Source organism: Streptomyces sp. JLBG701 (assembly GCF_058544905.1).
Window position 1 is genome coordinate 7,484,669 of the sequence record NZ_CM178588.1, and the last position, 21,266, is coordinate 7,505,934.

Annotated in this window: 25 protein-coding genes; 15 read left to right on the forward strand and 10 right to left on the reverse strand. The window is 69.8% G+C overall.

The annotated features are described in order from the left end of the window. Positions 1-60 precede the first annotated feature (60 nt). Positions 61-921, reverse strand: a complete 861-nt coding sequence (folP, locus tag AC5DRG_RS34775; RefSeq protein WP_491803527.1) for a dihydropteroate synthase — start codon at positions 919-921, stop codon at positions 61-63. 144 nt (positions 922-1,065) lie between these two features. On the opposite strand from folP, the gene AC5DRG_RS34780 reads away from it, so the two are divergent. Beyond that, on the forward strand, positions 1,066-1,413 hold the full coding sequence (locus AC5DRG_RS34780) for a DivIVA domain-containing protein (protein ID WP_491803528.1): 348 nt from the start codon (positions 1,066-1,068) through the stop codon (positions 1,411-1,413). Further along, positions 1,410-1,994 (forward strand): DNA-3-methyladenine glycosylase I, encoded by a 585-nt coding sequence (locus AC5DRG_RS34785; RefSeq protein ID WP_491803530.1) that lies wholly within the window; start codon positions 1,410-1,412, stop codon positions 1,992-1,994. The genes AC5DRG_RS34780 and AC5DRG_RS34785 overlap by 4 nt, the downstream gene beginning before the upstream one ends. Before the next feature lie 79 nt (positions 1,995-2,073). On the opposite strand, the gene chcB is transcribed toward AC5DRG_RS34785, so the two are convergent. After that, on the reverse strand, positions 2,074-2,865 hold the full coding sequence (gene chcB, locus AC5DRG_RS34790; protein WP_491803531.1) for a 2-cyclohexenylcarbonyl CoA isomerase: 792 nt from the start codon (positions 2,863-2,865) through the stop codon (positions 2,074-2,076). A gap of 66 nt (positions 2,866-2,931) precedes the next feature. On the opposite strand from chcB, the gene AC5DRG_RS34795 reads away from it, so the two are divergent. Further along, positions 2,932-3,096: a hypothetical protein gene (locus AC5DRG_RS34795; RefSeq protein ID WP_491803533.1), complete on the forward strand. Its 165-nt coding sequence runs from the start codon at positions 2,932-2,934 to the stop codon at positions 3,094-3,096. A gap of 142 nt (positions 3,097-3,238) precedes the next feature. Further along, positions 3,239-3,406, forward strand: a complete 168-nt coding sequence (locus AC5DRG_RS34800) for a DUF3117 domain-containing protein (protein ID WP_003966491.1) — start codon at positions 3,239-3,241, stop codon at positions 3,404-3,406. An 81-nt stretch (positions 3,407-3,487) separates the two neighbouring features. Here AC5DRG_RS34800 and AC5DRG_RS34805 read toward each other — a convergent pair whose 3' ends face one another. Then, entirely contained in the window at positions 3,488-4,057 is a 570-nt protein-coding gene (locus AC5DRG_RS34805) for an O-methyltransferase (protein WP_491803534.1), read from the reverse strand. A gap of 280 nt (positions 4,058-4,337) precedes the next feature. Here AC5DRG_RS34805 and sigE point away from each other — a divergent pair, with 280 nt between their 5' ends. The 5 genes from sigE to AC5DRG_RS34830 all read left to right on the forward strand — a co-directional run bounded on the left by sigE (position 4,338) and on the right by AC5DRG_RS34830 (position 9,337). Beyond that, the gene (gene sigE / locus AC5DRG_RS34810; RefSeq protein WP_491803536.1) at positions 4,338-5,111 is read left to right on the forward strand and encodes an RNA polymerase sigma factor SigE; all 774 of its coding nucleotides are present in this window, start codon (positions 4,338-4,340) and stop codon (positions 5,109-5,111) included. Continuing rightward, positions 5,108-6,103 carry an anti-sigma factor family protein gene (locus tag AC5DRG_RS34815; protein WP_491803537.1) on the forward strand — a complete coding sequence of 332 codons (996 nt, stop codon included), beginning with the start codon at positions 5,108-5,110 and terminating at the stop codon, positions 6,101-6,103. The genes sigE and AC5DRG_RS34815 overlap by 4 nt, the downstream gene beginning before the upstream one ends. Before the next feature lie 173 nt (positions 6,104-6,276). Beyond that, positions 6,277-7,872 (forward strand): S1C family serine protease, encoded by a 1,596-nt coding sequence (locus tag AC5DRG_RS34820; protein ID WP_491803539.1) that lies wholly within the window; start codon positions 6,277-6,279, stop codon positions 7,870-7,872. A 166-nt stretch (positions 7,873-8,038) separates the two neighbouring features. Continuing rightward, positions 8,039-8,491: a sec-independent translocase gene (locus AC5DRG_RS34825; protein WP_491803540.1), complete on the forward strand. Its 453-nt coding sequence runs from the start codon at positions 8,039-8,041 to the stop codon at positions 8,489-8,491. A gap of 189 nt (positions 8,492-8,680) precedes the next feature. Further along, on the forward strand, positions 8,681-9,337 hold the full coding sequence (locus tag AC5DRG_RS34830; RefSeq protein WP_491803541.1) for a hypothetical protein: 657 nt from the start codon (positions 8,681-8,683) through the stop codon (positions 9,335-9,337). A gap of 79 nt (positions 9,338-9,416) precedes the next feature. Here AC5DRG_RS34830 and AC5DRG_RS34835 read toward each other — a convergent pair whose 3' ends face one another. The 3 genes from AC5DRG_RS34835 to AC5DRG_RS34845 are packed head-to-tail and all read right to left on the reverse strand — an operon-like array spanning position 9,417 to position 12,476. After that, positions 9,417-10,550, reverse strand: a complete 1,134-nt coding sequence (locus tag AC5DRG_RS34835) for an Mrp/NBP35 family ATP-binding protein (protein ID WP_491803542.1) — start codon at positions 10,548-10,550, stop codon at positions 9,417-9,419. 44 nt (positions 10,551-10,594) lie between these two features. Then, complete coding sequence (locus tag AC5DRG_RS34840) at positions 10,595-11,191, reverse strand: DUF1003 domain-containing protein (protein WP_491803543.1); 597 nt, start codon at positions 11,189-11,191, stop codon at positions 10,595-10,597. Beyond that, entirely contained in the window at positions 11,181-12,476 is a 1,296-nt protein-coding gene (locus AC5DRG_RS34845; RefSeq protein WP_491803544.1) for a magnesium transporter MgtE N-terminal domain-containing protein, read from the reverse strand. The genes AC5DRG_RS34840 and AC5DRG_RS34845 overlap by 11 nt, the downstream gene beginning before the upstream one ends. A 198-nt stretch (positions 12,477-12,674) precedes the next feature. Between AC5DRG_RS34845 and AC5DRG_RS34850 the strand changes: the two genes are divergently transcribed. Next, positions 12,675-13,418, forward strand: a complete 744-nt coding sequence (locus tag AC5DRG_RS34850; RefSeq protein WP_491803546.1) for a hypothetical protein — start codon at positions 12,675-12,677, stop codon at positions 13,416-13,418. An 11-nt stretch (positions 13,419-13,429) separates the two neighbouring features. On the opposite strand, the gene AC5DRG_RS34855 is transcribed toward AC5DRG_RS34850, so the two are convergent. Beyond that, complete coding sequence (locus tag AC5DRG_RS34855; RefSeq protein WP_491803547.1) at positions 13,430-13,945, reverse strand: hypothetical protein; 516 nt, start codon at positions 13,943-13,945, stop codon at positions 13,430-13,432. Positions 13,946-13,967: 22 nt separating this feature from the next. Then, positions 13,968-15,086 carry a magnesium and cobalt transport protein CorA gene (locus tag AC5DRG_RS34860; RefSeq protein WP_491803549.1) on the reverse strand — a complete coding sequence of 373 codons (1,119 nt, stop codon included), beginning with the start codon at positions 15,084-15,086 and terminating at the stop codon, positions 13,968-13,970. Positions 15,087-15,552: 466 nt separating this feature from the next. On the opposite strand from AC5DRG_RS34860, the gene AC5DRG_RS34865 reads away from it, so the two are divergent. Next, entirely contained in the window at positions 15,553-16,137 is a 585-nt protein-coding gene (locus tag AC5DRG_RS34865) for a suppressor of fused domain protein (RefSeq protein ID WP_491803550.1), read from the forward strand. A gap of 43 nt (positions 16,138-16,180) precedes the next feature. Here AC5DRG_RS34865 and AC5DRG_RS34870 read toward each other — a convergent pair whose 3' ends face one another. After that, complete coding sequence (locus tag AC5DRG_RS34870) at positions 16,181-17,404, reverse strand: MFS transporter (protein ID WP_491813242.1); 1,224 nt, start codon at positions 17,402-17,404, stop codon at positions 16,181-16,183. 161 nt (positions 17,405-17,565) lie between these two features. Here AC5DRG_RS34870 and AC5DRG_RS34875 point away from each other — a divergent pair, with 161 nt between their 5' ends. The 3 genes from AC5DRG_RS34875 (at position 17,566) to AC5DRG_RS34885 (ending at position 19,905) form a co-directional block, all read left to right on the forward strand. Continuing rightward, on the forward strand, positions 17,566-18,207 hold the full coding sequence (locus tag AC5DRG_RS34875) for a DUF6758 family protein (RefSeq protein WP_491803551.1): 642 nt from the start codon (positions 17,566-17,568) through the stop codon (positions 18,205-18,207). Between the two features lie 185 nt (positions 18,208-18,392). Continuing rightward, a complete protein-coding gene (locus AC5DRG_RS34880) occupies positions 18,393-19,250 on the forward strand; it encodes a PHP domain-containing protein (protein ID WP_491803552.1) in 858 nt (285 codons plus the stop codon). 49 nt (positions 19,251-19,299) lie between these two features. After that, positions 19,300-19,905, forward strand: coding sequence for a MarC family protein (locus AC5DRG_RS34885; protein ID WP_491803553.1), 606 nt, complete (start codon positions 19,300-19,302; stop codon positions 19,903-19,905). Between the two features lie 80 nt (positions 19,906-19,985). On the opposite strand, the gene AC5DRG_RS34890 is transcribed toward AC5DRG_RS34885, so the two are convergent. Further along, positions 19,986-20,138, reverse strand: a complete 153-nt coding sequence (locus AC5DRG_RS34890; protein WP_491803554.1) for a DUF8834 family protein — start codon at positions 20,136-20,138, stop codon at positions 19,986-19,988. Between the two features lie 227 nt (positions 20,139-20,365). Here AC5DRG_RS34890 and AC5DRG_RS34895 point away from each other — a divergent pair, with 227 nt between their 5' ends. After that, positions 20,366-21,259, forward strand: coding sequence for an NYN domain-containing protein (locus AC5DRG_RS34895; RefSeq protein ID WP_491803555.1), 894 nt, complete (start codon positions 20,366-20,368; stop codon positions 21,257-21,259). The last annotated feature ends 7 nt before the right edge of the window (positions 21,260-21,266 follow it).

Below are 21,266 nucleotides of genomic sequence, written 5' to 3' on the forward strand. Positions count from 1 at the left end.
GGGGTCTGGGGCGGAGCCCCAGGGATGGGACGGGTAGGGGCGGCGGGGGCGAGGAAGGCCCTACGCCAGCCCCCGCCGGGCGACAGCGGGAGGACGATGCCCGGCAATGGACGCCACCATGTCCAACACCTGCCGCGTCTCAGCCACCTCGTGCACCCGATACACCTGCGCCCCCAACCACGCGGAAACCGCCGTCGTAGCCAACGTCCCCACCACCCGCTCCTTCACGGGCTTGTCCAACGTCTCCCCCACAAAGTCCTTGTTGGACAACGACACCAGCACAGACCACCCCGTGGCCACCATCTCGCCCAGCCGCCGAGTCGCCTCCAGACTGTGCCGAGTCGACTTCCCGAAGTCATGCCCAGGATCGATCATGATCGACTCCCGAGGCACCCCCAGTGAGACCGCCCGCTCGGCAAGCCCCACGGTCACCCGAAGAATGTCGGCCATGACATCGTCGTACGCCACCCGATGCGGCCGAGTACGCGGCTCCGCACCCCCGGCATGCGTACACACCAGCCCCACCCCATACCGCCCGGCAACCTCCGCGAGCCGCGGATCGACACCGCCCCACGCGTCGTTCAGCAGGTCCGCCCCGGCCTCGCACACGGCCTCACCGACGTCATGCCGCCAGGTGTCCACACTGATGATCACGTCGGGAAACCGACGCCGCACCTCCGCCACGAAGCCGACGGTCCGCCGAGCCTCCTCCGCAGCCGTCACCTCTTCGCCCGGCCCGGCCTTGACCCCGCCGATGTCGATGATGGCGGCACCCTCCGCCACGGCCTGCTCCACGCGCGCGAGGGCTGGTTCGTCGCGGAACGTGGCCCCCTGGTCGTAGAAGGAGTCCGGGGTCCGGTTCACGATCGCCATGATCACCGGCTCGTGCGGTGCGAATTCCCGCCTGCCCAGCCTGAGCATCCCCTGTGACCTCTCCTAGTACGTACCGGTATTCGGCCGCCTGCGACCTTAACTGTCAGCGTCGCATGGCACGATCGGACCCTGACACATTCGGATTCGGCACACCCGAATCCCGACACCACCGAGCCCGTGGGGACCTCAGCGATGGTTATGTTCTTGTTCCTGGTCGTCGCACTCGCCGTCGTGGTCGCCGCGGTGACCCTCGCCGTGGTGGGCGGCGGTGACGGCGCGCCCCTGCCGGAGGTGGCGCCCGAGCGGCTCTCCGACCCGCTGCCGATCGACCGTCCGGTCACCCGCACGGACGTGGAGACGCTCCGCTTCCCGCTCGCCGCCCGCGGCTACCGCATGGGCGACGTGGACGACGCACTGGGCCGCCTCGGCGCCGAGCTCGCCGAGCGCGATGCCCGCATCGCCGACCTGGAGTCCGCGCTGGCCGGCGCCCAGGCCGCCCGCGTCTCCATGGACAAGCCGGTGGACGGGGACCAGACGTGAGCGACGAGGGCACGGCGCTGGCGGGACCCGACGGGGCCCTGCGCTGCCCCTGGGCCCTGTCCACGGCGGACTACGTGACGTACCACGACGAGGAGTGGGGCCGTCCGGTCCACGGCGACGACGCCCTCTTCGAGCGGCTCTCCCTGGAGGCCTTCCAGTCGGGCCTGTCCTGGATCACGATCCTGCGCCGCCGCCCCGGCTTCCGCGCCGCCTTCGCCGACTTCGAGATCACCAAGGTCGCGGCCTTCACGGACACGGACCGCGAACGCCTGCTCCTCGACGCCGGCATCATCCGCAATCGAGCCAAGATCGACGCGACGCTGGCCAACGCGCGCGTACTGGCCGACTGGACGCCGGGCGACCTGGACACCCTGATCTGGTCCCACGCCCCGACCCCGGGCCCGGCCCCGAAGACACTGGGGGACGTCCCGGCGGTAACGGAGGAGTCAACGGCCTTGTCGAAGGCTCTGAAGAAGCGGGGCTTGCGCTTCGTGGGCCCGACAACGGCGTACGCGCTGATGCAGGCATGTGGCCTGGTGAACGACCACTTGAAAACATGCGCGTCGAGAAACGCCGGTTAGGGGCGCGGGACTGTATCGATTTGCGGCTCCGCCGCGTGGGCGCGACCCGCCACGTCGGACCCGCAGTCCCCGACGGCGCTCACCGCCCCAAATACTTGGGCTTCTCCTTGTTGACGAACGCCTGCACCGCGATCGCGTGATCCTCCGAGGCCCCCGCCCGAGCCTGAAGCTCGTCCTCCTTGTCGAGGGTCTCGTCCAGGGAGTGGGTCAACCCATAGGCGACGGCTTCCTTGAGCGCGGCGTAGGCCACCGTCGGCCCCGCGGCCAGCGCACGGGCCACCTTCTCAGCCTCCACGTGCAGCTCGGCCGACGGCACGACCCGGTTGGCGATGCCGAGTTCGTACGCGTCCTGGGCTGTGATGCTCCGCGGGAAGAGGAGCAGGTCGGCGGCCCGACCGGGGCCCACGACCCGAGGCAGCGTCCAGGAGACCCCGGAGTCGGCGGTCAGCGCCACCCCGGCGAAGGACGTGTTGAAGGCCGCGGTGTCCGCGACGACCCGGTAGTCGGCGGCGAGCGCGAAACCGAGACCCGCACCGGCCGCGACGCCGTTCACCCCGGCCACCACGGGCTTGGCCATGCCCGTCAGCGCTCGCACGATGGGGTTGTAGTGCTCCTTGACCGTGCTCATGACGTGCTCCGAGCCCTTGGCCAGCAGCCCGATGTGCTCCTTGAGGTCCTGCCCCACACAGAACGCCCGCTCCCCGGCGGCGGTCAGCAGCAGGGCCCGTACGGCGTCGTCGGCCGCCGCGGACTCGACCGCCTCTCGGAGAACGACCTTCGTCGCGACATTCAGCGCGTTCATCGCCTCGGGGCGGTTCAGCGTGATCGTCGCGAGTCCGTCGCTCACCTCGTAGAGCACGGTGTCGGCCATGGTGGATCCCCTCCGGTGTCGCGGCTCGGACGTACTGGTCAGTACGTTCTGTCTCCGAAGGACAGCATGGCGGAGATCGCCGTCCACGCACCGGACCGGACGTGTGACCTGCGTCAAAGAATTCTTGTCCGTTTCCGGTCGGCGGAAGTCGGCGCGGCGGCGCAGTATCGCAGTCACATCGCCGAATTGGGTGGTTTTGCTCGCGCGCGTTGCCCAAGCGATGCCGACTGATGTTGGTCATCGGGTCGTGAGATGCGGGATAATGGCTTGGAAGCAATGTGTTCGATGCCGGTGACGCGTGTCCCACGGGGGTCGCGCGTGCCCTCCAAGGGGCCGTCGGCGAGGTGAGCTGGTTTCAGGAAGGGGAACGAGCATGGCGGCCATGAAGCCGCGAACGGGTGATGGCCCGCTCGAGGTGACCAAGGAGGGGCGGGGCATCGTCATGCGCGTTCCGCTCGAAGGCGGCGGTCGGCTCGTCGTCGAGCTGACCCCTGACGAGGCCGACGCGCTCGGCGACGCTCTCAAGAAGGTCGTCGGCTGACGCGGAAGCGCCCATACCCTTTCAGCTGCCCCGGCATCGCCATGATGCCGGGGTGGTGCTTTTTCCGGGGGTGTATCGCGGCTATCGCTTGACCGCGCAGAGCAGCCCGTCACCCACAGGCAACAGTGACGGCACCAGTTCCTGGCTCTCGCGCACCGCGCGCAGCAGCTCGCGCAGCCGCAGGACCTCCGTGGGCTGCGGACCCGAGTCCACCGTCCGGCCGTTCGCGAAGACGCCCTCGAAGACCACCACGCCCCCGGGGCGCAACAGGCGCAACGATTCAGCGAGGTAGTCCAGGAACTCCAGGCGGTCGCCGTCGCAGAAGACGAGGTCGTAGCCGGCGTCCGCGAGCCGGGGCAGTACGTCCAGGGCGCGGCCCGGGATGAAACGGGCCCGGTTGCTGGCGAAGCCGGAGGCGCGGAAGGCCTGGCGGGCGAACTGCTGGTGCTCCGGCTCGGGGTCGACCGTGGTCAGGACACCGTCCGCCCGCATTCCGCGCAGCAGATGGATGCCGGAGACGCCGGTCCCGGTCCCGATCTCCGCGACCGCCTTCGCGTCCACGGAGGCGGCGAGCAACCGCAGCGCGGCGCCCGTGCCGGGCGACACCGAGCGCAGCCCTGCCTCGCGGGCCCGGTCACGGGCCCAGCGCATCGCGTCGTCCTCGGCGACAAAGGCGTCGGCGAACGCCCAGCTCGTCTGCCGGTTGCCGGTAATGACCCTCTCCTGTCCCCGTGTGTGCCTGGGCGTGACTGTATCCGTTGCTGGCGGGAACCTGCTGATGGGACCGGGCGTTTATAGGGGTGCGAGACGACGCGGGGGGACACAGATGGATCACGATGACGAGCAAGTGCTGACGCAGCCGTATGAGCCGCATCAGCCCAGATCAAATTCTCGTAAAACCGCTTATCCGGAGCTAACGGGCGAGGTGGCTATGGTAGGGGCTCCACTGGACACCACCAGAGCCGACAGGGGAGGTGCGGCTGCGCCTGCGGATCGGGGAGGAGCGCTGAGGCGCTTTCTCGGATCGGCGGGCAGGCCGAAATCCGTGAACGACACCGCTGCTGACCACAGCCACGCCGCTGACTACGCCCAGACCGCGACCTTTTCCACCGACGCGGACGGGCAGGCGTGGACTCCGCCCACGTGGGAGGACATCGTCAGCACGCACAGCGGCCGCGTCTACCGGCTCGCCTACCGACTGACGGGCAACCAGCACGACGCCGAGGACCTCACCCAGGAAGTCTTCGTCCGCGTCTTCCGCTCGTTGTCGACCTACACGCCCGGCACCTTCGAGGGCTGGCTGCACCGCATCACCACCAACCTCTTCCTGGACATGGTCCGCCGCAAGCAGCGCATCCGTTTCGACGCGCTGGGGGAGGACGCGGCCGAGCGCCTGCCGAGCCGCGAGCCGTCCCCGCAGCAGGTCTTCAACGACGCGCACTTCGACGCGGACGTCCAGCAGGCCCTCGACACCCTCGCGCCCGAGTTCCGCGCCGCGGTCGTCCTGTGCGACATCGAAGGACTGTCGTACGAGGAGATCGCCGCGACCCTCGGAGTCAAGCTCGGCACGGTCCGCTCCCGGATCCACCGCGGCCGCTCGCAGCTCCGCAAGGCCCTCGCGCACCGCTCGCCGGAGGCGCGCGCCGACCGCCGCTCCTTCGTGCCGCGCGTGGCCGCACTGGGGGGAGGGGGCGCGACCGCGTGAGTGGAACCCGACCCAACCCCGCCGAGCGATGCTTGGCCGAGCAGCATCTGGGAGACCGCCTCTCCGCCCTGGTGGACGGAGAACTCGGTCATGAGTCGCGCGACCGCGTCCTCGCTCACCTCGTCACCTGCGCGAGGTGCAAGGCCGAGGCCGACGCACAGCGCCGACTGAAGAGTGTCTTCGCCGAGGTGGCCCCGCCGGCCCCCTCCGAGAGTTTCCTGGCTCGACTCCAGGGGCTGCCCGGGGGAGGTGACGACACCGACGACGGTGGTTCGCCCCTGGGCGGGGGAGGATTTGCCGGGGGACTCTCCGGCAAGTTCGGAACCACCGGCGGAGTCTTCGGCATGAAGCCGGACGAGGCCTTCGAGTTCGACTATGCCCCCGTGCGCCCGCACGGCTCCGCGCTGCCCTCCGGACCAGCCCCTGGGCGCGGCTTCCGTATCCATGACGTGAGCCGTCACGACGCCGACCGGTCGGCGTCGCGCGGCATGCGGTTCGCCTTCGTCGCCGCCGGCGCGGTCTCGCTGGCCGCGATCGCACTGGGCGGCGTCACCACCGGCGCCCCGGGCGACACCGCGGAGGCGCGCGGCACCGGGGCGGGCAGCAACGCGACGCCGATGCGCACCCAGGGCACCGGGGCCATGGCCCCCGACACCCAGCGCCGCCGCTCCGTCGGGCCGCTGCTCGCACAGGGCCAGTCGACGGGCGAGACCCCGGTGGCGCCGACCGAGGTGTCCGCGCCGCTGCTGCCGGGGGTGCCGTCCCCGGCCGCCGACCAGGCCCAGCAGGCCATCGCCATGCACACGCTGACGACACCCGTGGTCGCCGGTGCCGCCGTGATGTCCCCGCTCATACGCCCGCTCACCACGACCGCGCCGATCACGCTCACCGCGCTGTCCACGGACGCGGACCTCATGTCCCCGGGCCTGCTCGCCGCAACCGTCCCCGACGCGACTTCCTCCCCCACCGCCACCTCCCACCACCTCCCCTGACCCCGGTCACTGCGCGACGGCCCATGAACCTGGTTGAATTCCAGGGTGGGCCGCGCCCGTGACGGACTTCCGGACACGGAGCCGTGGCCCGACAAGCCGTGGCCACCGCCAAGGGGCTGTGCCGCGGGACCGGGGGAGAGCATGAACGAGGGGCAGCGGAGGGGGCTTCGCCGATGCCGGACGAGGCGATGACGGGCGGGGCGACGAGCCCGGCCGGGGACACCGATGACAACGGCGACTTCGAGCTGAGACGCCCGGAGGACGTGGCCGGTGAGGAACCCGGTGACGCGCCGGTCACCGGCGCCGCCCAGCCGGCCGAGCATCCGATACCGGAACCGATACGGGCATCAGCACCGGAACAGCCGCCTCACGACGGCGACTTCGAGCTGGCCGCGCCCGCGCCCAAGCCGCAGGAAGGCCCCGCCCAGGCGGCCACATCCGACGTCGAGCGTCCCAAGCCCCTGCCCGAACCCGACCCGTACAGCGCCCCGCCCCACAGCGGACCCGGCCCCTGGGCCCCCGCCCCGCCCACCCCCTCCTTCGCGGAAACCCCGCCCCCGACCACCCCCTGGCAGAACTACGACCCCTGGGCCCCCGCCCCCCTCCCCGCCGCCCCCCTCCAGCAGAACGGGGCCGCTGTCCCGAGCCAGGAGCAGCGGCGTCGGCGGGTCAGGAAGGCTCTCGTCGGTGCGGCCGTACTGCTCGCCTTGGTGTCAGGGGGCGTCGGAGGGGCCGTAGGGGCGTATCTGGAGCGCAATGGGGGTGTGGGGGACGTAGAGCTGCCGCAGGCCGGGGAGGAGGCCGCCGGGCGGGCTCCGGACAGTGTGGCCGGGATCGCCGCGCGGGCGCTGCCCAGTGTCGTCACCCTGCATGTGACCGGGACCGAGGAGTCCGGCACCGGCACCGGATTCGTGCTCGACACGCGCGGCCACATCCTCACCAACAACCACGTCGTGGAGCCCGCCGGAACCGACGGCGAGATATCGGTGACGTTCAGCGGCGGCGAGACCGCGAAGGCGGAGGTCGTCGGACGCGACAGCGGGTACGACCTCGCCGTCGTCCGGGTCTCCGATGTCAGCGGGCTCAAGCCCATGGCCCTCGGCAACTCCGACAACGTGCGGGTGGGCGACCCGGTCGTCGCCATCGGCGCCCCCTTCGACCTCGCCAACACCGTGACCTCCGGCATCATCAGCGCCAAGGAACGGCCCATCACGGCCGGCGGCGAGAGCGACGGGAGCGACGTGTCCTACGTCGACGCCCTGCAGACCGACGCGCCCATCAACCCCGGCAACTCCGGCGGACCCCTCCTCGACTCGCAGGCCCGCGTCATCGGCATCAACTCCGCCATCCGCTCCGCCGACAGCGGCTCCGAGACGGAGGGCGCCCAGGCCGGTTCCATAGGGCTCGGCTTCGCCATACCGATCAACCAGGCCAAGCGCGTCGCCGAGGAGCTGATCAACACCGGCCACGCGACCCACCCGGTCATCGGCGTCACCCTCGACATGGCGTACACGGGCGACGGCGCCCGCGTCGACACGGAGGGCAGCGACGGCGGGGCCTCGGTCAACGCGGGCGGCCCCGGGGACCGGGCCGGCATCAAGGCGGGCGACGTCATCACCGAGGTCGACGGGCAGCGCATCCACTCCGGCGAGGAACTCATCGTCAAGACCCGCGCCCACCGGCCCGGCGACCGACTGGAGCTGACCGTGGAGCGTGACGGCAGGGAAATGACGATCGCGCTGGTCCTGGGCTCCTCCGACGGAGACTGACCGGAGATTGACAGAAACCTCACAGATCGGGCGCCGCACCCCGCCCCACAAGGCAAACAACCCGGAAAGCCGGTCGCGTACACGCACTCGGGGGTCACAGGGCAGTACCGGTCGGGCAGGATCGCCGGGTACCTTGGATCCGGCCCGGAATCGCAAGGAGCTTCAGGTGTTCAATGACATAGGACCACTCGAGCTGATCACGCTCGTTGTCCTCGCCGTGCTCGTTTTCGGTCCGGACAAGCTCCCGAAGGTCATCCAGGACGTGATGCGTACCGTCCGTAAGATCCGTGAGTTCTCGGAGAGCGCCAAGGCGGACATCCGCGAGGAACTGGGACCGGAGTTCAAGGACTTCGAGTTCGAGGATCTCAACCCCAAGACGTTCATCCGCAAGCAGCTGGACAACGACGAGCTGGGGATCAAGGAGATCCGCAACGGCTTCGACCTGAAGAAGGAGATGGCCGAGGTCACGGACGCGGTCCACAGCCGCGACACCGACACCTCCTCCTCGTCTTCCTCCGGTGCCGCTTCCTCTTCGTCCTCCTCCGACGGTCGCATCGACATGACGAAGAAGCCCGAGACTCCCGACGAGCGCCCGCCGTACGACGCGGACGCCACCTGAGCCGTACGGCCTCAAGGCCTCTCCCTCACGCGTCTCCCGCGTCTCACTCGCCGGGTGGTTTCCCGGCTGCTCTCGGCGGTGTGGATATGCTGCCGAGTTGTTGTGCGGACCGAGCTCCGAGAAGTAACGCCGCCCGAAGGGGGGGGCGGGCTGCTCCGGTCCGACGAGAGCAAGGAGGCGTCCGGGCACATGGAGACGACAAGTCGGGTAGGCGCGCAGGCGCCGGCCGCGGAGGGCGGACAACAGGTCCCCTCCGCCCGGCGCACGGTCGATGGCTACCTGCTGGCGCCCTTCCCGTGGTACGGCCTCGACGAGGCGTTCACGGGTCCGCGCTGGTTGATGCAGGTGGGTATGGCGGCCGACGGCGCCGTCGAGCACGGTTCGATCGGGCACGGCGACGAGCCGTCCGTACGTAACGAGTCCTCTGCGGATCGGGAGCGGTTCGCGGTCGTCGTGACCGTTGCCGAGAATCCTGTCCGGCGTAGTGCGGACGGGACAGGGCTGTTGGAAGCCACGTCCGTTTCCTCGGCGGCCTGGCTTGCCGGGGTGGGGCTGTTGTCCTTCACCTGGCCGGGGCAGATGGATCACTCGCTGCGGGACGACTGGCTGGATCAGCAGACGGAGACCGCGTGGGTGCTGGCCGATGACCTTGAGGGGGCCGACTGGTCCGCGCTGTCGCTTCCCGTGGATGGCGTGCCTACGTCCTTCCACTACCGCGAGTCCGAGTTCGGGTGGGTGCTTGCCGGGTCCACGCCGGAGGGTGTGCACGTGGGGGCTTACGGGCGAGGCATGAGTGCTTATGGGCTGGGGTTCGCTGTGATCAAGGACGTTGCCGCGTACGCGTAGTGGTGCGTTGCGGTGGGTGGGGAACTGGCGGCCGTTTGTGGCTGGTCGCGCAGTTCCCCGCGCCCCTAGGTGAGCTGCACTAGAACTTGTTTTTCGGGGTGATCCCCAGCGACAGTCCCGAAAGGCCCCTTTGCCGCCCCCCGAGCTTCCCCGCGATCGCTCGCAGCGCCGCGCCCGCCGGAGAATCCGGGTCCGTCAGGACCACCGGCTTGCCCTCGTCGCCGCCCTCTCGTAGGCGGACGTCGATCGGGATCGAGCCCAGGACCGGGACCGACGCGCCTGTCGTGCGGGTCAGGCCGTCCGCGACCGACTGGCCGCCGCCGGTGCCGAAGACGTCGACCATCTCGCCGCAGTGGGGGCAGGGGAGGCCGGACATGTTCTCGACGACGCCGACGATCTTCTGGTGGGTCTGTACGGCGATGGAGCCCGCGCGCTCGGCCACCTCGGCCGCCGCCTGCTGCGGGGTCGTGACGACCAGGATCTCGGCGTTCGGGACCAGCTGGGCCACCGAGATGGCGATGTCGCCGGTGCCGGGCGGGAGGTCGAGGAGGAGGACGTCCAGGTCGCCCCAGTAGACGTCCGCCAGGAACTGCTGCAGGGCGCGGTGGAGCATCGGGCCGCGCCAGACGACCGGGGCGTTGCCGGGGGTGAACATGCCGATGGAGATGACCTTCACGCCGTGCGCGGACGGCGGCATGATCATGTTCTCGACCTGGGTGGGACGTCCGTCGGCGCCCAGCATGCGGGGCACGGAGTGGCCGTAGATGTCTGCGTCGACGACGCCCACCTTGAGGCCGTCCGCGGCCATCGCCGCCGCCAGGTTCACCGTCACCGACGACTTGCCGACGCCGCCCTTGCCGGACGCGACCGCGTACACGCGCGTGAGGGAGCCGGGCTTGGCGAAGGGGACCTCGCGCTCGGTCTGGCCACCGCGCAGGGCGGTCGCGAGTTCCTTGCGCTGCTCGTCGCTCATCACGTCCAGGGTCACATCGACGCCGGTGACGCCCTCGACGCGCGAGACCGCCTCCGTCACGCGCTGCGTGATCGTCTCGCGCATCGGGCAGCCGGAGACCGTCAGGTACACGGTGACCGCGACCGCTCCGTCCGCACCGATCTCCACCGACTTGACCATCCCCAGTTCGGTGATGGGTCGGTTGATCTCGGGGTCGTTCACCGTCGACAGTGCTTCACGCACCGCGTCTTCCGTAGCCATAGGGTCGATGGTACGGCGCCGCACAGGGCCACCGGAAAGCCCCGTCAGCGGTCGTCTACATCACGCCGGCGCGGGCGTTCTGCCGGGAATACGACGCGGCCGTCGTGCCGCTCGTCCGGTTCCTTGATCATGTCCTGGAGTTCGGAGCGGATCCAGTCGCGGGTGGCGACCTCCCCGAGGCCCATGCGCAGGGCGGCGATCTCGCGGGTGAGGTACTCGGTGTCGGCGATCGACCGCTCGTTCGACTTGCGGTCCTGTTCGAGGTTGACCCGGTCGCGGTCGTCCTGCCGGTTCTGCGCGAGGAGGATCAGCGGGGCGGCGTAGGAGGCCTGGAGGGACAGCATCAGGGTCAGGAAGATGAACGGGAACTCGTCGAACTGCAGGCCCCGGGGCGCGAAGACGTTCCAGCCCACCCACACGATGACGACGACCGTCATCCAGACGATGAACCGCCCGGTGCCCAGGAACCGCGCGATGCGCTCCGACAACTGCCCGAACGCCTCCGGGTCCCACTCGGGCAGGAGCCGACGCCGGGGCGGGCGGGGCTGGTCGAGACGGAGGGTGCGAGGGCGGGTGGCGGCCGTGGCGCCCGCCGGGGTCCGCTCGCGGGCGGAGGCGCCGGGTTCGCGCTCAGGTGCCATGGGGCGCCGCCCCTTCGTCTTCGTCTTCCTCCAGATGGAACTCCGTCTCCCGCCAGTCCTCGGGCAGCATGTGGTCCAGTACGTCGTCCACGGTCACCGCGCCAAGGAGCGACCCCGCCTCGTCGACGACGGGCGCCGCGACCATGTCGTACGTCGCGAAGAACCCGGCGACCAGCGGCAGGGCCGCCTCCGGTTCGAGGGGTTGCAGGTCGTCGTCGAGGATCGAGCTGACCAGGGTGTACGGCGGGTCGCGCAGCAGGCGCTGGAAGTGGACCGTGCCGAGGTACTTGCCGGTCGGCGTCTCGTCGGGCGGGCGGCAGACGTAGACCTGGGCGGCGAGGGCGGGGGAGAGGTCGGGGTTGCGGACGCGGGCGAGCGCGTCGGCGACGGTGGCGTCGGGGCGCAGCACGATCGGCTCGGTGGTCATCAGACCGCCGGCCGTGTGCTCCTCGTACGCCATCAGCCGGCGCATGTCGGCGGCGTCGGCGGGCTCCATCAGGTTCAGCAGCCGCTCCTTGTCGTCCTCCGGGAGCTCGGAGAGCAGGTCGGCCGCGTCGTCCGGGTCCATGGCCTCCAGGACGTCCGCGGCGCGCTCCTCCTGCAGCTTGCCGAGGATCTCGATCTGGTCGTCCTCCGGCAGCTCTTCGAGTACGTCGGCGAGGCGGTCGTCGTCGAGGGCCGCGGCCACCTCCGCGCGGCGTTTGGGGGAGAGGTGGTGCAGGACGTTGGCGAGGTCGGCGGGGCGCAGCTGCTCGAAGGTGGCCAGGAGGCTCTCCGCGCCCTGTCCGTGCTCCTCCAGGGAGAACCCGGTGACGGCGGACCACTCCACGGTCAGCGTCTCGCCCTTGGCCCGTCTGAAGGCGCTGCTCTTGCGGCCCTTGCGGACGAAGACGCGGCCGACCTCCCAGTCGCGGCGGGCCGGCAGCTGCTGCACCGACAGGTCGAGGACGGTGACCTCCTCGCCGGTCTCCTCCAGCGTGACGCGCCGGTCCAGTAGCTCGCCGAAGACGAGGCGTTCGGTGGGGCGCTGTTCGAAGCGGCGGACGTTGAGCACGCCCGTGGTGATGACCTGGCCGGACTCGATGCCGGTGATCCGGGTCATGGGCAGGAAGATGCGGCGCCGGGTGGAGAGTTCGACGACCAGCCCGAGCACGCGCGGGGGCCGCCGGCCGACGCGCAGGATGACGACCACATCGCGCACGCGGCCCACCTGGTCGCCGTTCGGATCGAAGACGGGGACGTCGGAGAGGTGCGAGACGAAGATCCGGGTGGTGCCCGCCGCCATGGCCGCGCCTCCTTCGCGTTCTAGCGCTGGTAGCCCGTGTATGCGCCGGTTTGTCCTCCTGGGTGGGCTTCAGGCTAGCCCGTCCCGATCGGATACGCCCTGGTGAGCGGTCCGGACGAGCGGGCTCCGCTCTTGCCCGACGGCCCCGGTACGCTGCCGTACGCCGCGCCGCACACCGTCAGAAAGGCAGCCCCACCTGTGACTGCGATTCCCCAGGGCCGTACCCGCCGGACCGCACTGGTGAGCGCGATGTGCGCACTGGTCGTGACGGGAACGGGGCTGACGGGATGCAGTTCGGACCCGGACGAGGGCACGAACGGGGTCGGCAAGCTGCCGGCGGCGAAGATCCAGTCGAGGACCCGCACGGCGGCCGAGTCCGCCGACACGGTGCGCCTGGCCGGAACCGTGGTCACCAACGGGGCCACCTACAAGCTCGACATGCGCCTCACGTCCGACGGCGGCACCGGCTCGGTCACCTCCAAGGAGGCGACCTTCGGGCTGCTGCGGATCGGCGAGGAGCTGTATCTGAAGGCCGACTCGGACTTCTGGACCCACGCGGTCGGCGGCGACGGGGACGCGGCGGCCGCCGGCAAGCTCGACGGCAAGTACGTGAAGGTGCCGCAGGGCGACCCCTCGTACAAGCGCTTCAGCGGCTTCACCGACAAGGACGTCCTCCTCTCGGGCCTCCTGACCCTGCACGGCACGCTCGCGACCGACGGCTACCACGACCAGGCCGGCACCCCCACCATCCGCATCACCGGCGACGAGGGCTCCGGCGGCACCCTGGACGTCTCCCTGAAGGGCAAGCCGTACCCGCTCCGCCTGGAACGCGCGGCCGGCGCGGGCACGCTGACCTTCTCGGGCTGGGACAAGGACATCGCCCTGAAAGAGCCGGAGAAGAGCGACACGGTGGACTACGGCAAGCAGCTGCCGACGTCGTAGCAGTACCCCCGTCAGGCCCGCTTGCGCTTCTTCCTCGCCAGCAGCCGCGGCAGGCCCGCCGGGATCGGCTCGCGGGTCGTCGCCGGGGTCGGCAGCGGTGCCTCGGCCAGGGCGCTGTCGGGCAGGGGGGCCGTCGTCCCCGTCGGTTCCAAGCGCAGCACCCGGCACTCGTGGGCCCAGCGCTCCGGCATGGCCTCGCCGTCGGGGGCGTTGAGGCGCTTGCCCTTGAGCTCGGCGACTGTGGCCTGCCAGGGCTCGGAGCCCGGCGTGAGCTCCACGACCTTCGCCGTCCAGGAGACCAGCCGACCGCCCTTGTCCTTGCTGCGGACCGTGACCTCGGCCTCGGCGCCGTCGGTCAGCCCCGGCAGCGGCTGCTCGCCGGGCCCGTCGCCGATCAGACAGGCCGCGCCCTCGTGCCAGACATGCCAGAGGGCGCGGGCCGGAAAGCCGGGACCCCTGACCCAGATGAGGTCGGACTTCTTCGTGGCCTCCTCGACGAGGGCCTGGTCGAGCAGCTCGCTAGTCATGGGAGAAGACTAACGAGGCCGCTCACAGCCAGCCGTTGCGCTTCAGCGTGCGGTGGATGCCGAGGCAGAGGGCCACCGTGACGCCGACGACCAGCGGGTAGCCGAACTTCCAGCGCAGCTCCGGCATGTAGTCGAAGTTCATGCCGTACACGCCACAGACCATCGTCGGTACGGCGATGATCGCGGCCCACGAGGTGATCTTCCGCATGTCCTCGTTCTGCGCGACGGACGCCTGGGCGAGGTTGGCCTGGAGGATGGAGTTGAGGAGCTCGTCGAAGCCGATGACCTGCTCCTGGACGCGGGCGAGATGGTCGGCGACGTCCCGGAAGTACTTCTGGATGTCGGGGTCGACCAGCCGCATCGGGCGCTCGCTCAGCAGCTGCATGGGACGCAGCAGCGGGGAGACCGCGCGCTTGAACTCCAGCACCTCGCGCTTGAGCTGGTAGATCCGCGCCGAGTCGACGCCCCGCGAGGCCCCGCCCTTGCGACCCGGCGAGAACACCTCGGTCTCGACCTCGTCGATGTCGTCCTGCACGGCGTCGGCGACCGCGACATAGCCGTCGACGACGTGGTCGGCGATGGCGTGCAGCACCGCCGAGGGGCCCGTGGCGAGCAGCTCGGGGTCGTCCTGGAGGCGGTGGCGCAGCGCCCGCAGCGAACCCTGGCCGCCGTGCCGGACGGTGATGAAGAAGTCCCGTCCGGTGAAGCACATGACCTCGCCGGTCTCGACGACCTCGCTGTTGGCGGTGAGTTCGTCGTGCTCGACGTAGTGGATGGTCTTGAACACGGTGAAGAGCGAGTCGTCGTAGCGCTCCAGCTTGGGCCGCTGGTGGGCCTGGACGGCGTCCTCGACGGCCAGCGGGTGCAGCCCGAACTCGCCCGCGATACCGGAGAATTCGGCCTCGGTCGGCTCGTGCAGGCCGATCCACACGAAGCCCCCGTCGCGCCGCACCTGGCGCATCGCCTCGTGCGGGGTCAGCGGCTTCGGGGTCTCGACCCGGGCGCCGTCGCGGTAGATGGCGCAGTCGACGACGGCGGAGGGGGTCGAGGGGTCGCGGGTGGTGTCGTAGGCGCCGCCGTCCTTGCGGAGGGAGGGACGGGACGGGCGGACGGCGGCACGCAGGTCGCGGATCATCGACATGGCAGGCTCCTTCGCGGCAGGCAGCGAAAGGCTCCAACAACGGGTGGAACTACCCGGAATGGGGACGTCCTGACTACGGATGTTTGGCACGTCCACAAAGCGGGGAGCACCGCACCATCGCGGTGGCGAGCTTCGCTACTGATTCAGCTACTGCTGTGGGACAGACAGATCAGGCAAAACGAAGACGGAGGCTCTTCCGCGGTGAAGTACATGCGAGAGGTGGCGGCCGGCTAGCAGCAGGGCAGCGACATCAGCGGCGGGAAGAGCGGGTGCTACTGCACGGTCGACTTCGATCCATTGCAGCCCCACCTCCTCCGGCCGGTCCCTCGTAAGGGAGTCCCATTCGGCGTCGGGGTTTGTCAGCGACGCCGATGCGTGCTGCCCCGAACCACCGGGCAAGACTAACAGCCGACCGAAGTGTCAAGGCGCTGCTTTGCCCGGTACTGACGAGTTCTATGCTCGCGACATGGCTGATGTTCTTCCTCTGGTCGAGGCCCGGTTGCGCTCCGCGCTGGGCGAACCGGACGCCCGCGCGGCGGTCACTTTCCTGGGCACGGACCGCGTCGAGGTGCTCCGTTTTTCCGAGGGCGACATCGTCCGCTACGCCACGCTGGGCATGTCCGCCCAGCCGATGAGCGACCCCACGGCCGTCCTCGCCGACCCCGTCAAGGGACCCCGCGCGGAGCTGGTCCTCTCGGTCCGCGGCGGCCTCGCCGACACCGACAAGGTGCTCCGCCCGCTCGCCGTCCTCGCCGCGTCTCCGCAGGTCGAAGGCGTGGTCGTGGCCCCCGGCGCCTCCCTCGACGTCGGCGAACCCCTGTGGCCCGGCGCCGCGTTCACCTCGGTCCTGGTCGCCGAGCCGGGCGGCCTGGTCGAGGACCTGGAGCTGGACGAGCCGCTCGACCCCGTACGTTTCCTGCCGCTGCTCCCCATGACCCCGAACGAGGCCGCCTGGAAGCGGGTGCACGGAGCCCAGGCCCTCCAGGAGCGCTGGCTGACCAACGGAACGGACCTGCGGGATCCGTCCCGCAGGTCCGTTCCGCTTGAGTGACCTGACGGAGTGACCGATCTCACCAACCGCTGGCCGGAATCGGTCAGTTGGCGAACACGGTGACACTGTCTTCCGTGGCGTGCCTCGGTGCCAACTCCTCAGCGTCGTGCGTGAGCGCCTTCCGCCGTACGACGACCACCGCGGCGCCGACGACGGCGGTGACCGCCGCCACCACGAACGGGATGTGGATGTCGCTCCACTCCTCGATCCTCGGCGCGAAGAAGGGCGCGGCCGCCGCCGCGAACCAGCGCACGAAGTTGTAGCCCGCGCTCGCCACCGGACGCGGCGCGTCCGAGACCCCTAGGGCCAGCTCGGTGTAGACGGTGTTGTTCACGCCGATGAAGGCGCCGGAGAGGATCGTGCAGACGATCGCCGTGGTGTGGCTGCCGTAACCGAGGACGAGCACGTCGACGGCGAGCAGCACCAGCGAGCCGCCCAGCACCTTCAGCGAGCCGAACCGCGCCTGGAGACGCGGGGCCACCAGCACCGAGAAGACGGCGAGCAGCACACCCCAGGCGAAGAACACGGCACCCGACTTGTACGGGGTCATGTCGAGCACGAACGGGGTGAAGGCCAGCACGGTGAAGAACGTGTAGTTGTAGAAGAAGGACGAGACGGCTGCCGAGGCCAGGCCGCCGTGGCCGAGCGCCTTGATCGGGTCCAGAAGTGAGGTCTTCCGGGCCGGCTTCGGTTGCTCCTTCAGGAACACCGTGATGCAGAGGAAGCCGATCGCCATCAGGAACGCGGTACCGAAGAAGGGGTAGCGCCAGCTGGCGTCACCGAGCAGTGCGCCCAGCAGGGGGCCGCACGCCATGCCCAGGCCGAGGGCGGACTCGTACAGCAGGATCGCGGCCGCGCTGCCGCCGGCCGCCGCGCCGACGATGACCGCGAGGGCCGTCGAGACGAAGAGCGCGTTGCCCAGGCCCCAGCCGGCCCGGAAGCCGACGAGTTCTGCGACCGAGTCCGAGGTGCCGGCCAGGCCCGCGAAGACCACGACGAGCGCAAGGCCGAGCAGCAGGGTCTTGCGGCCGCCGATACGGCTGGAGACGAAGCCGGTGACCAGCATCGCGACGGCCGTGATCAGGAAGTACGAGGTGAAGAGCAGGGAGACCTGGCCGGTCGTGGCGTCCAGGCCCTTGGCGATCGACGGCAGGATGGGGTCGACGAGTCCGATGCCCATGAAGGCGACGACCGAGGCGCCGGCGGTGGCCCACACGGCCTTCGGCTGCCGCAGGAGGCTGCCCGCTCCCGCGTCGAAGGTGTCCATGTCTTCGTCCAATCTCAGCATGGGGATGGTTGGCTTATGCATATAATAAGTTAGCCATGTTAATTAATGCAAGCTACATCTAGTTTCGCCTGGTGAGGGGCTCACTCCGGACGGGTGATCGTCCTTGACGTGGGGGAGATGGGGTAGGACCGTGGGGCCCTATGAGGGGCGAACCCAGTTGCCCGAAGTGCGGTGGCCGGGTCAGGGCTCCCGGACTCTTCGCCGATTCCTGGCAGTGCGATGTCCACGGCACGGTGCACCCGCTGCAGCCTGTGATCCCGCCCAGCGTCGAGGCCCTCGGCGTCGTCGTGCATCGCACGCAGGTGCCGGTGTGGATGCCGTGGCCCCTGCCGGTCGGCTGGCTGTTCACGGGCGTGGTCTGCGCGGGTGACGATCGCAGTGGCGGTCGCGCGACCGCTGTGGCGTGCTCGGGCCCCGGGCCGTTGGGCGGGATAGGGGAGCTGATCCTTGTTGCCGAGGAGCTCGGGGTCGGGCTTGGTGCGCGGTATGCCGGGGTCGATGGGCCGGATCCTGGGCCGTACATGAATGTGGAGAAGCCGCCTCAGGCGAAGGTGCTTGCCGCGGGGCGGCCTACGCCGTTGTGGCATGTCGCCGACTCGCCTGATGACCGGGCCGTGTTCGCGGGGGAGGCGCGGGGGTTGTGGCTTTGGGCTGTTGTCTGGCCTGAGCAGAGTGGGTTGCTGATGTATGACGAGCTGGTGCTTACGGATTTGCGGGATGCGGGGGCCGAGGTGGATCTGGTGCCGTGTGGCGCCTTGTCGCCGCGACTGCTTGAGCCGTAGGGGCCTGGGGTGTCTGGGGGCGGTGGTCGGGTGCGGGTCGGTGGGGGCTGATCGCGCCCACGCGGCGGAGCCGCATATTGATACAGCCCCGCGCCCCTTAGGTGGGTTCAGGGGGCGTTCGTAAGGGGTGATCGGGGCCGTTACCCTTGAGTGTCCCCGTCCCCCGTCTTCTCTGGAGCCCGCGCGTGCGCATCGACCTGCACACTCACTCCACCGCTTCCGACGGTACGGACACGCCGGCCGAGTTGGTGCGTAATGCTGCCGCGGCCGGGCTGGACGTTGTGGCGCTCACCGATCACGACACGACCCGTGGGTATGCCGAGGCGATTGGCGCGCTGCCTGAGGGGCTCACGTTGGTCACCGGGGCCGAGCTGTCCTGTCGTATCGACGGGGTGAGCATGCACATGTTGGCCTATCTGTTCGATCCCGAGGAGCCGGCGTTGTTCGCCGAGCGGGAGTTGGTGCGGGACGACCGGGTGCCGCGGGCCAAGGGGATGATCGCCAAGCTGAACGAGCTGGGCGTGCCGGTGACGTGGGAGCTGGTCAAGCGCATCGCCGGGGACGGGTCCGTGGGGCGGCCGCATGTCGCTTCGGCGCTCGTCGAGCTTGGTGTCGTACCGACCGTGAATGATGCGTTCACGCAGGAGTGGCTGGCCGACGGTGGGCGGGCCTTCGTGGAGAAGCACGAGACCGACCCCTTCGAGGCGATCCGGCTGATCAAGGGCGCGGGCGGCGCCGCCGTCTTCGCGCACCCGGCCGCCAGCAAGCGGGGGCGGACCGTGCCCGAGTCCGCGATCGCGGAGATGGCCGCGGCGGGCCTCGACGGCATCGAGGTCGACCACATGGACCACGACCCGGACGCGCGTGAGCGGCTGCGGGGGCTCGGGAAGGAGCTGGGTCTGCTGACGACCGGCTCCAGCGACTACCACGGCAGCCGGAAGACCGTCCTGCTGGGCGAGTACACGACGGACCCCGAGGTGTACGGGGAGATCACGCGGCGGGCGACCGGGGCGTTTCCGGTGCCGGGGGCCGGCGGAGCCTGAGGTCTGACTCCCTCACGCCCCTCTCTCCCTATTCTCTCTGCAAGGCATCATGTTCGACGTCGCCGTCTTCGGCTCTCTGTTTCTGACCCTTTTTGTCATCATGGATCCCCCTGGGATCACCCCGATCTTCCTCGCGCTGACCGCCGGTCGTCCGGCGAAGGTGCAGAAGCGGATGGCCTTCCAGGCCGTCTGTGTGGCGGGCGGTGTGATCACCGTCTTCGGGCTGCTCGGGCATCAGATCCTGAACTACCTGCACGTCTCCGTGCCCGCCCTGATGATCGCGGGCGGGCTGCTGCTCCTGCTGATCGCGCTCGACCTGCTCACCGGCAAGACGGACGAGCCGAAGCAGACCAAGGACGTCAACGTCGCGCTCGTACCGCTGGGCATGCCGCTGCTGGCCGGGCCCGGTGCGATCGTGTCCGTCATCCTCGCCGTGCAGAAGGCCGACGGCGTCGCCATGCAGGTGTCGGTGTGGGTGGCGATCCTCGCCATCCATGTCGTGCTGTGGCTGGTGATGCGGTACTCGCTGCTGATCATCCGGGTCATCAAGGACGGCGGGGTCGTCCTGGTCACCCGGCTCGCGGGGATGATGCTGTCGGCGATCGCCGTGCAGCAGATCATCAACGGGGTCACTCAGGTGGTCCAGGCGAGCTGAGGCGCGGGCCTCCGGACAACGCACAGGGCCCCGTACGGCATGGTTGCCGTACGGGGCCCCGAGAACCTAGTCGGGATCCGTTATGAGGCCGAGTTGTCGGCCGGACGGATCCAGAGCCGCTGGCCTATGGCCGCTGCTTGCTGAACGATCCGGTTGACGGAGGCGGCGTCCACGACGGTGCTGTCCACGGGCGTGCCGTCGACATCGTCGAGTCGCAGAATCTCGAAGCGCATGGCTTCTCCCTTCGTCTGGTCATCCTCCTGAGGAGAACTACTGGGTGGGATGGCCCACGAGGCTTCGGTGCCCCCTGTTCCACTCGTATTCAACGGGTTGCGTGTTACAAACATTCCCTACGCTAAAGAAATTTTTCGAACGGCTAATTACTAACCGGTAAGAGGCTGTGTGAAGACCGAGCGGGACCGGTTGTGTTCGCAGCGTGACCGCCGGGACAATGGAGGCGATGAACGACGACCACGCGGCGCTAGGCGCCCGCATCGACCGCACGAACGAGCTGCTCCAGCGCATGCTCGCCGAGGTGGCGAAGACGCCCTCGACCCATGCGATCTTCGTCGACGCGGGTTATCTGTACGCGGCCGCGGGACGGCTCGTCGCCGGCACCGAGGACCGGCGGGCCTTCGACGTCGACGCCGAAGGGCTCATCGAGGCGCTCATCGACAAGGCGCGCACCATCTTCGCGGACAGCCGGCTGCTGCGGGTCTACTGGTACGACGGTGCCCGGCGCCGCATCCACACCGCCGAGCAGCAGTCGATCGCCGAACTCCCGGACGTGAAGGTCCGCCTCGGCAACCTCAACGCCAACAACCAGCAAAAGGGCGTCGATTCACTGATCCGCTCCGACCTCGAGTCACTCGCCCGGCACCGCGCCATCAGCGACGCGGCCCTCATCGGCGGCGACGAGGACCTGGTGTCGGCGGTGGAGGCGGCACAGGGATACGGGGCGCGCGTGCACCTGTGGGGCATCGAGGCCCCCGAAGGCCGCAACCAGGCCGAACCCCTGCTCTGGGAGGTCGACAGCCAGCGCACCTTCGACCTCGACTTCTTCAAGCCCTACGTCGCCCGGCGCACGGCGCCCGCCTACGAGTCCACCGCGAACCGGCCCACCCGCGAGGACGTGCGCTTCGTGGGCGCCCAGGTCGCGGCGAAGTGGCTGGCGGCGCGGGGGCGGGAAGCCCTGGTGGACCTGCTGCCCGGACATCCCTATCTCCCCGGTTCCGTCGACCAGGATCTGCTGGTGGAGGCGGAGGGGTTGCTCCAGTACTCGCTGCGCGGCCAGGCGGACCTGCGGCGCGCGCTGCGGGACGGGTTCTGGGAGCACTTGCAAGCGCAGTACTAGGCCTCTT

Excerpts from the sequence above, each read along its gene's own strand:
- folP (WP_491803527.1), bottom strand. The coding sequence starts at position 921 with ATGCTCAGGCTGGGCAGGCGGGAATTCGCACCGCACGAGCCGGTGATC.
- AC5DRG_RS34780 (WP_491803528.1), top strand. The coding sequence starts at position 1,066 with ATGGTTATGTTCTTGTTCCTGGTCGTCGCACTCGCCGTCGTGGTCGCC.
- chcB (WP_491803531.1), bottom strand. The coding sequence starts at position 2,865 with ATGGCCGACACCGTGCTCTACGAGGTGAGCGACGGACTCGCGACGATC.
- AC5DRG_RS34795 (WP_491803533.1), top strand. The coding sequence starts at position 2,932 with ATGGCGGAGATCGCCGTCCACGCACCGGACCGGACGTGTGACCTGCGT.
- AC5DRG_RS34800 (WP_003966491.1), top strand. The coding sequence starts at position 3,239 with ATGGCGGCCATGAAGCCGCGAACGGGTGATGGCCCGCTCGAGGTGACC.
- AC5DRG_RS34805 (WP_491803534.1), bottom strand. The coding sequence starts at position 4,057 with ATGCGCTGGGCCCGTGACCGGGCCCGCGAGGCAGGGCTGCGCTCGGTG.
- sigE (WP_491803536.1), top strand. The coding sequence starts at position 4,338 with ATGGTAGGGGCTCCACTGGACACCACCAGAGCCGACAGGGGAGGTGCG.
- AC5DRG_RS34820 (WP_491803539.1), top strand. The coding sequence starts at position 6,277 with ATGCCGGACGAGGCGATGACGGGCGGGGCGACGAGCCCGGCCGGGGAC.
- AC5DRG_RS34830 (WP_491803541.1), top strand. The coding sequence starts at position 8,681 with ATGGAGACGACAAGTCGGGTAGGCGCGCAGGCGCCGGCCGCGGAGGGC.
- AC5DRG_RS34835 (WP_491803542.1), bottom strand. The coding sequence starts at position 10,550 with ATGGCTACGGAAGACGCGGTGCGTGAAGCACTGTCGACGGTGAACGAC.
- AC5DRG_RS34840 (WP_491803543.1), bottom strand. The coding sequence starts at position 11,191 with ATGGCACCTGAGCGCGAACCCGGCGCCTCCGCCCGCGAGCGGACCCCG.
- AC5DRG_RS34845 (WP_491803544.1), bottom strand. The coding sequence starts at position 12,476 with ATGGCGGCGGGCACCACCCGGATCTTCGTCTCGCACCTCTCCGACGTC.
- AC5DRG_RS34855 (WP_491803547.1), bottom strand. The coding sequence starts at position 13,945 with ATGACTAGCGAGCTGCTCGACCAGGCCCTCGTCGAGGAGGCCACGAAG.
- AC5DRG_RS34860 (WP_491803549.1), bottom strand. The coding sequence starts at position 15,086 with ATGTCGATGATCCGCGACCTGCGTGCCGCCGTCCGCCCGTCCCGTCCC.
- AC5DRG_RS34865 (WP_491803550.1), top strand. The coding sequence starts at position 15,553 with ATGGCTGATGTTCTTCCTCTGGTCGAGGCCCGGTTGCGCTCCGCGCTG.
- AC5DRG_RS34870 (WP_491813242.1), bottom strand. The coding sequence starts at position 17,404 with ATGGACACCTTCGACGCGGGAGCGGGCAGCCTCCTGCGGCAGCCGAAG.
- AC5DRG_RS34875 (WP_491803551.1), top strand. The coding sequence starts at position 17,566 with ATGAGGGGCGAACCCAGTTGCCCGAAGTGCGGTGGCCGGGTCAGGGCT.
- AC5DRG_RS34885 (WP_491803553.1), top strand. The coding sequence starts at position 19,300 with ATGTTCGACGTCGCCGTCTTCGGCTCTCTGTTTCTGACCCTTTTTGTC.
- AC5DRG_RS34890 (WP_491803554.1), bottom strand. The coding sequence starts at position 20,138 with ATGCGCTTCGAGATTCTGCGACTCGACGATGTCGACGGCACGCCCGTG.
- AC5DRG_RS34895 (WP_491803555.1), top strand. The coding sequence starts at position 20,366 with ATGAACGACGACCACGCGGCGCTAGGCGCCCGCATCGACCGCACGAAC.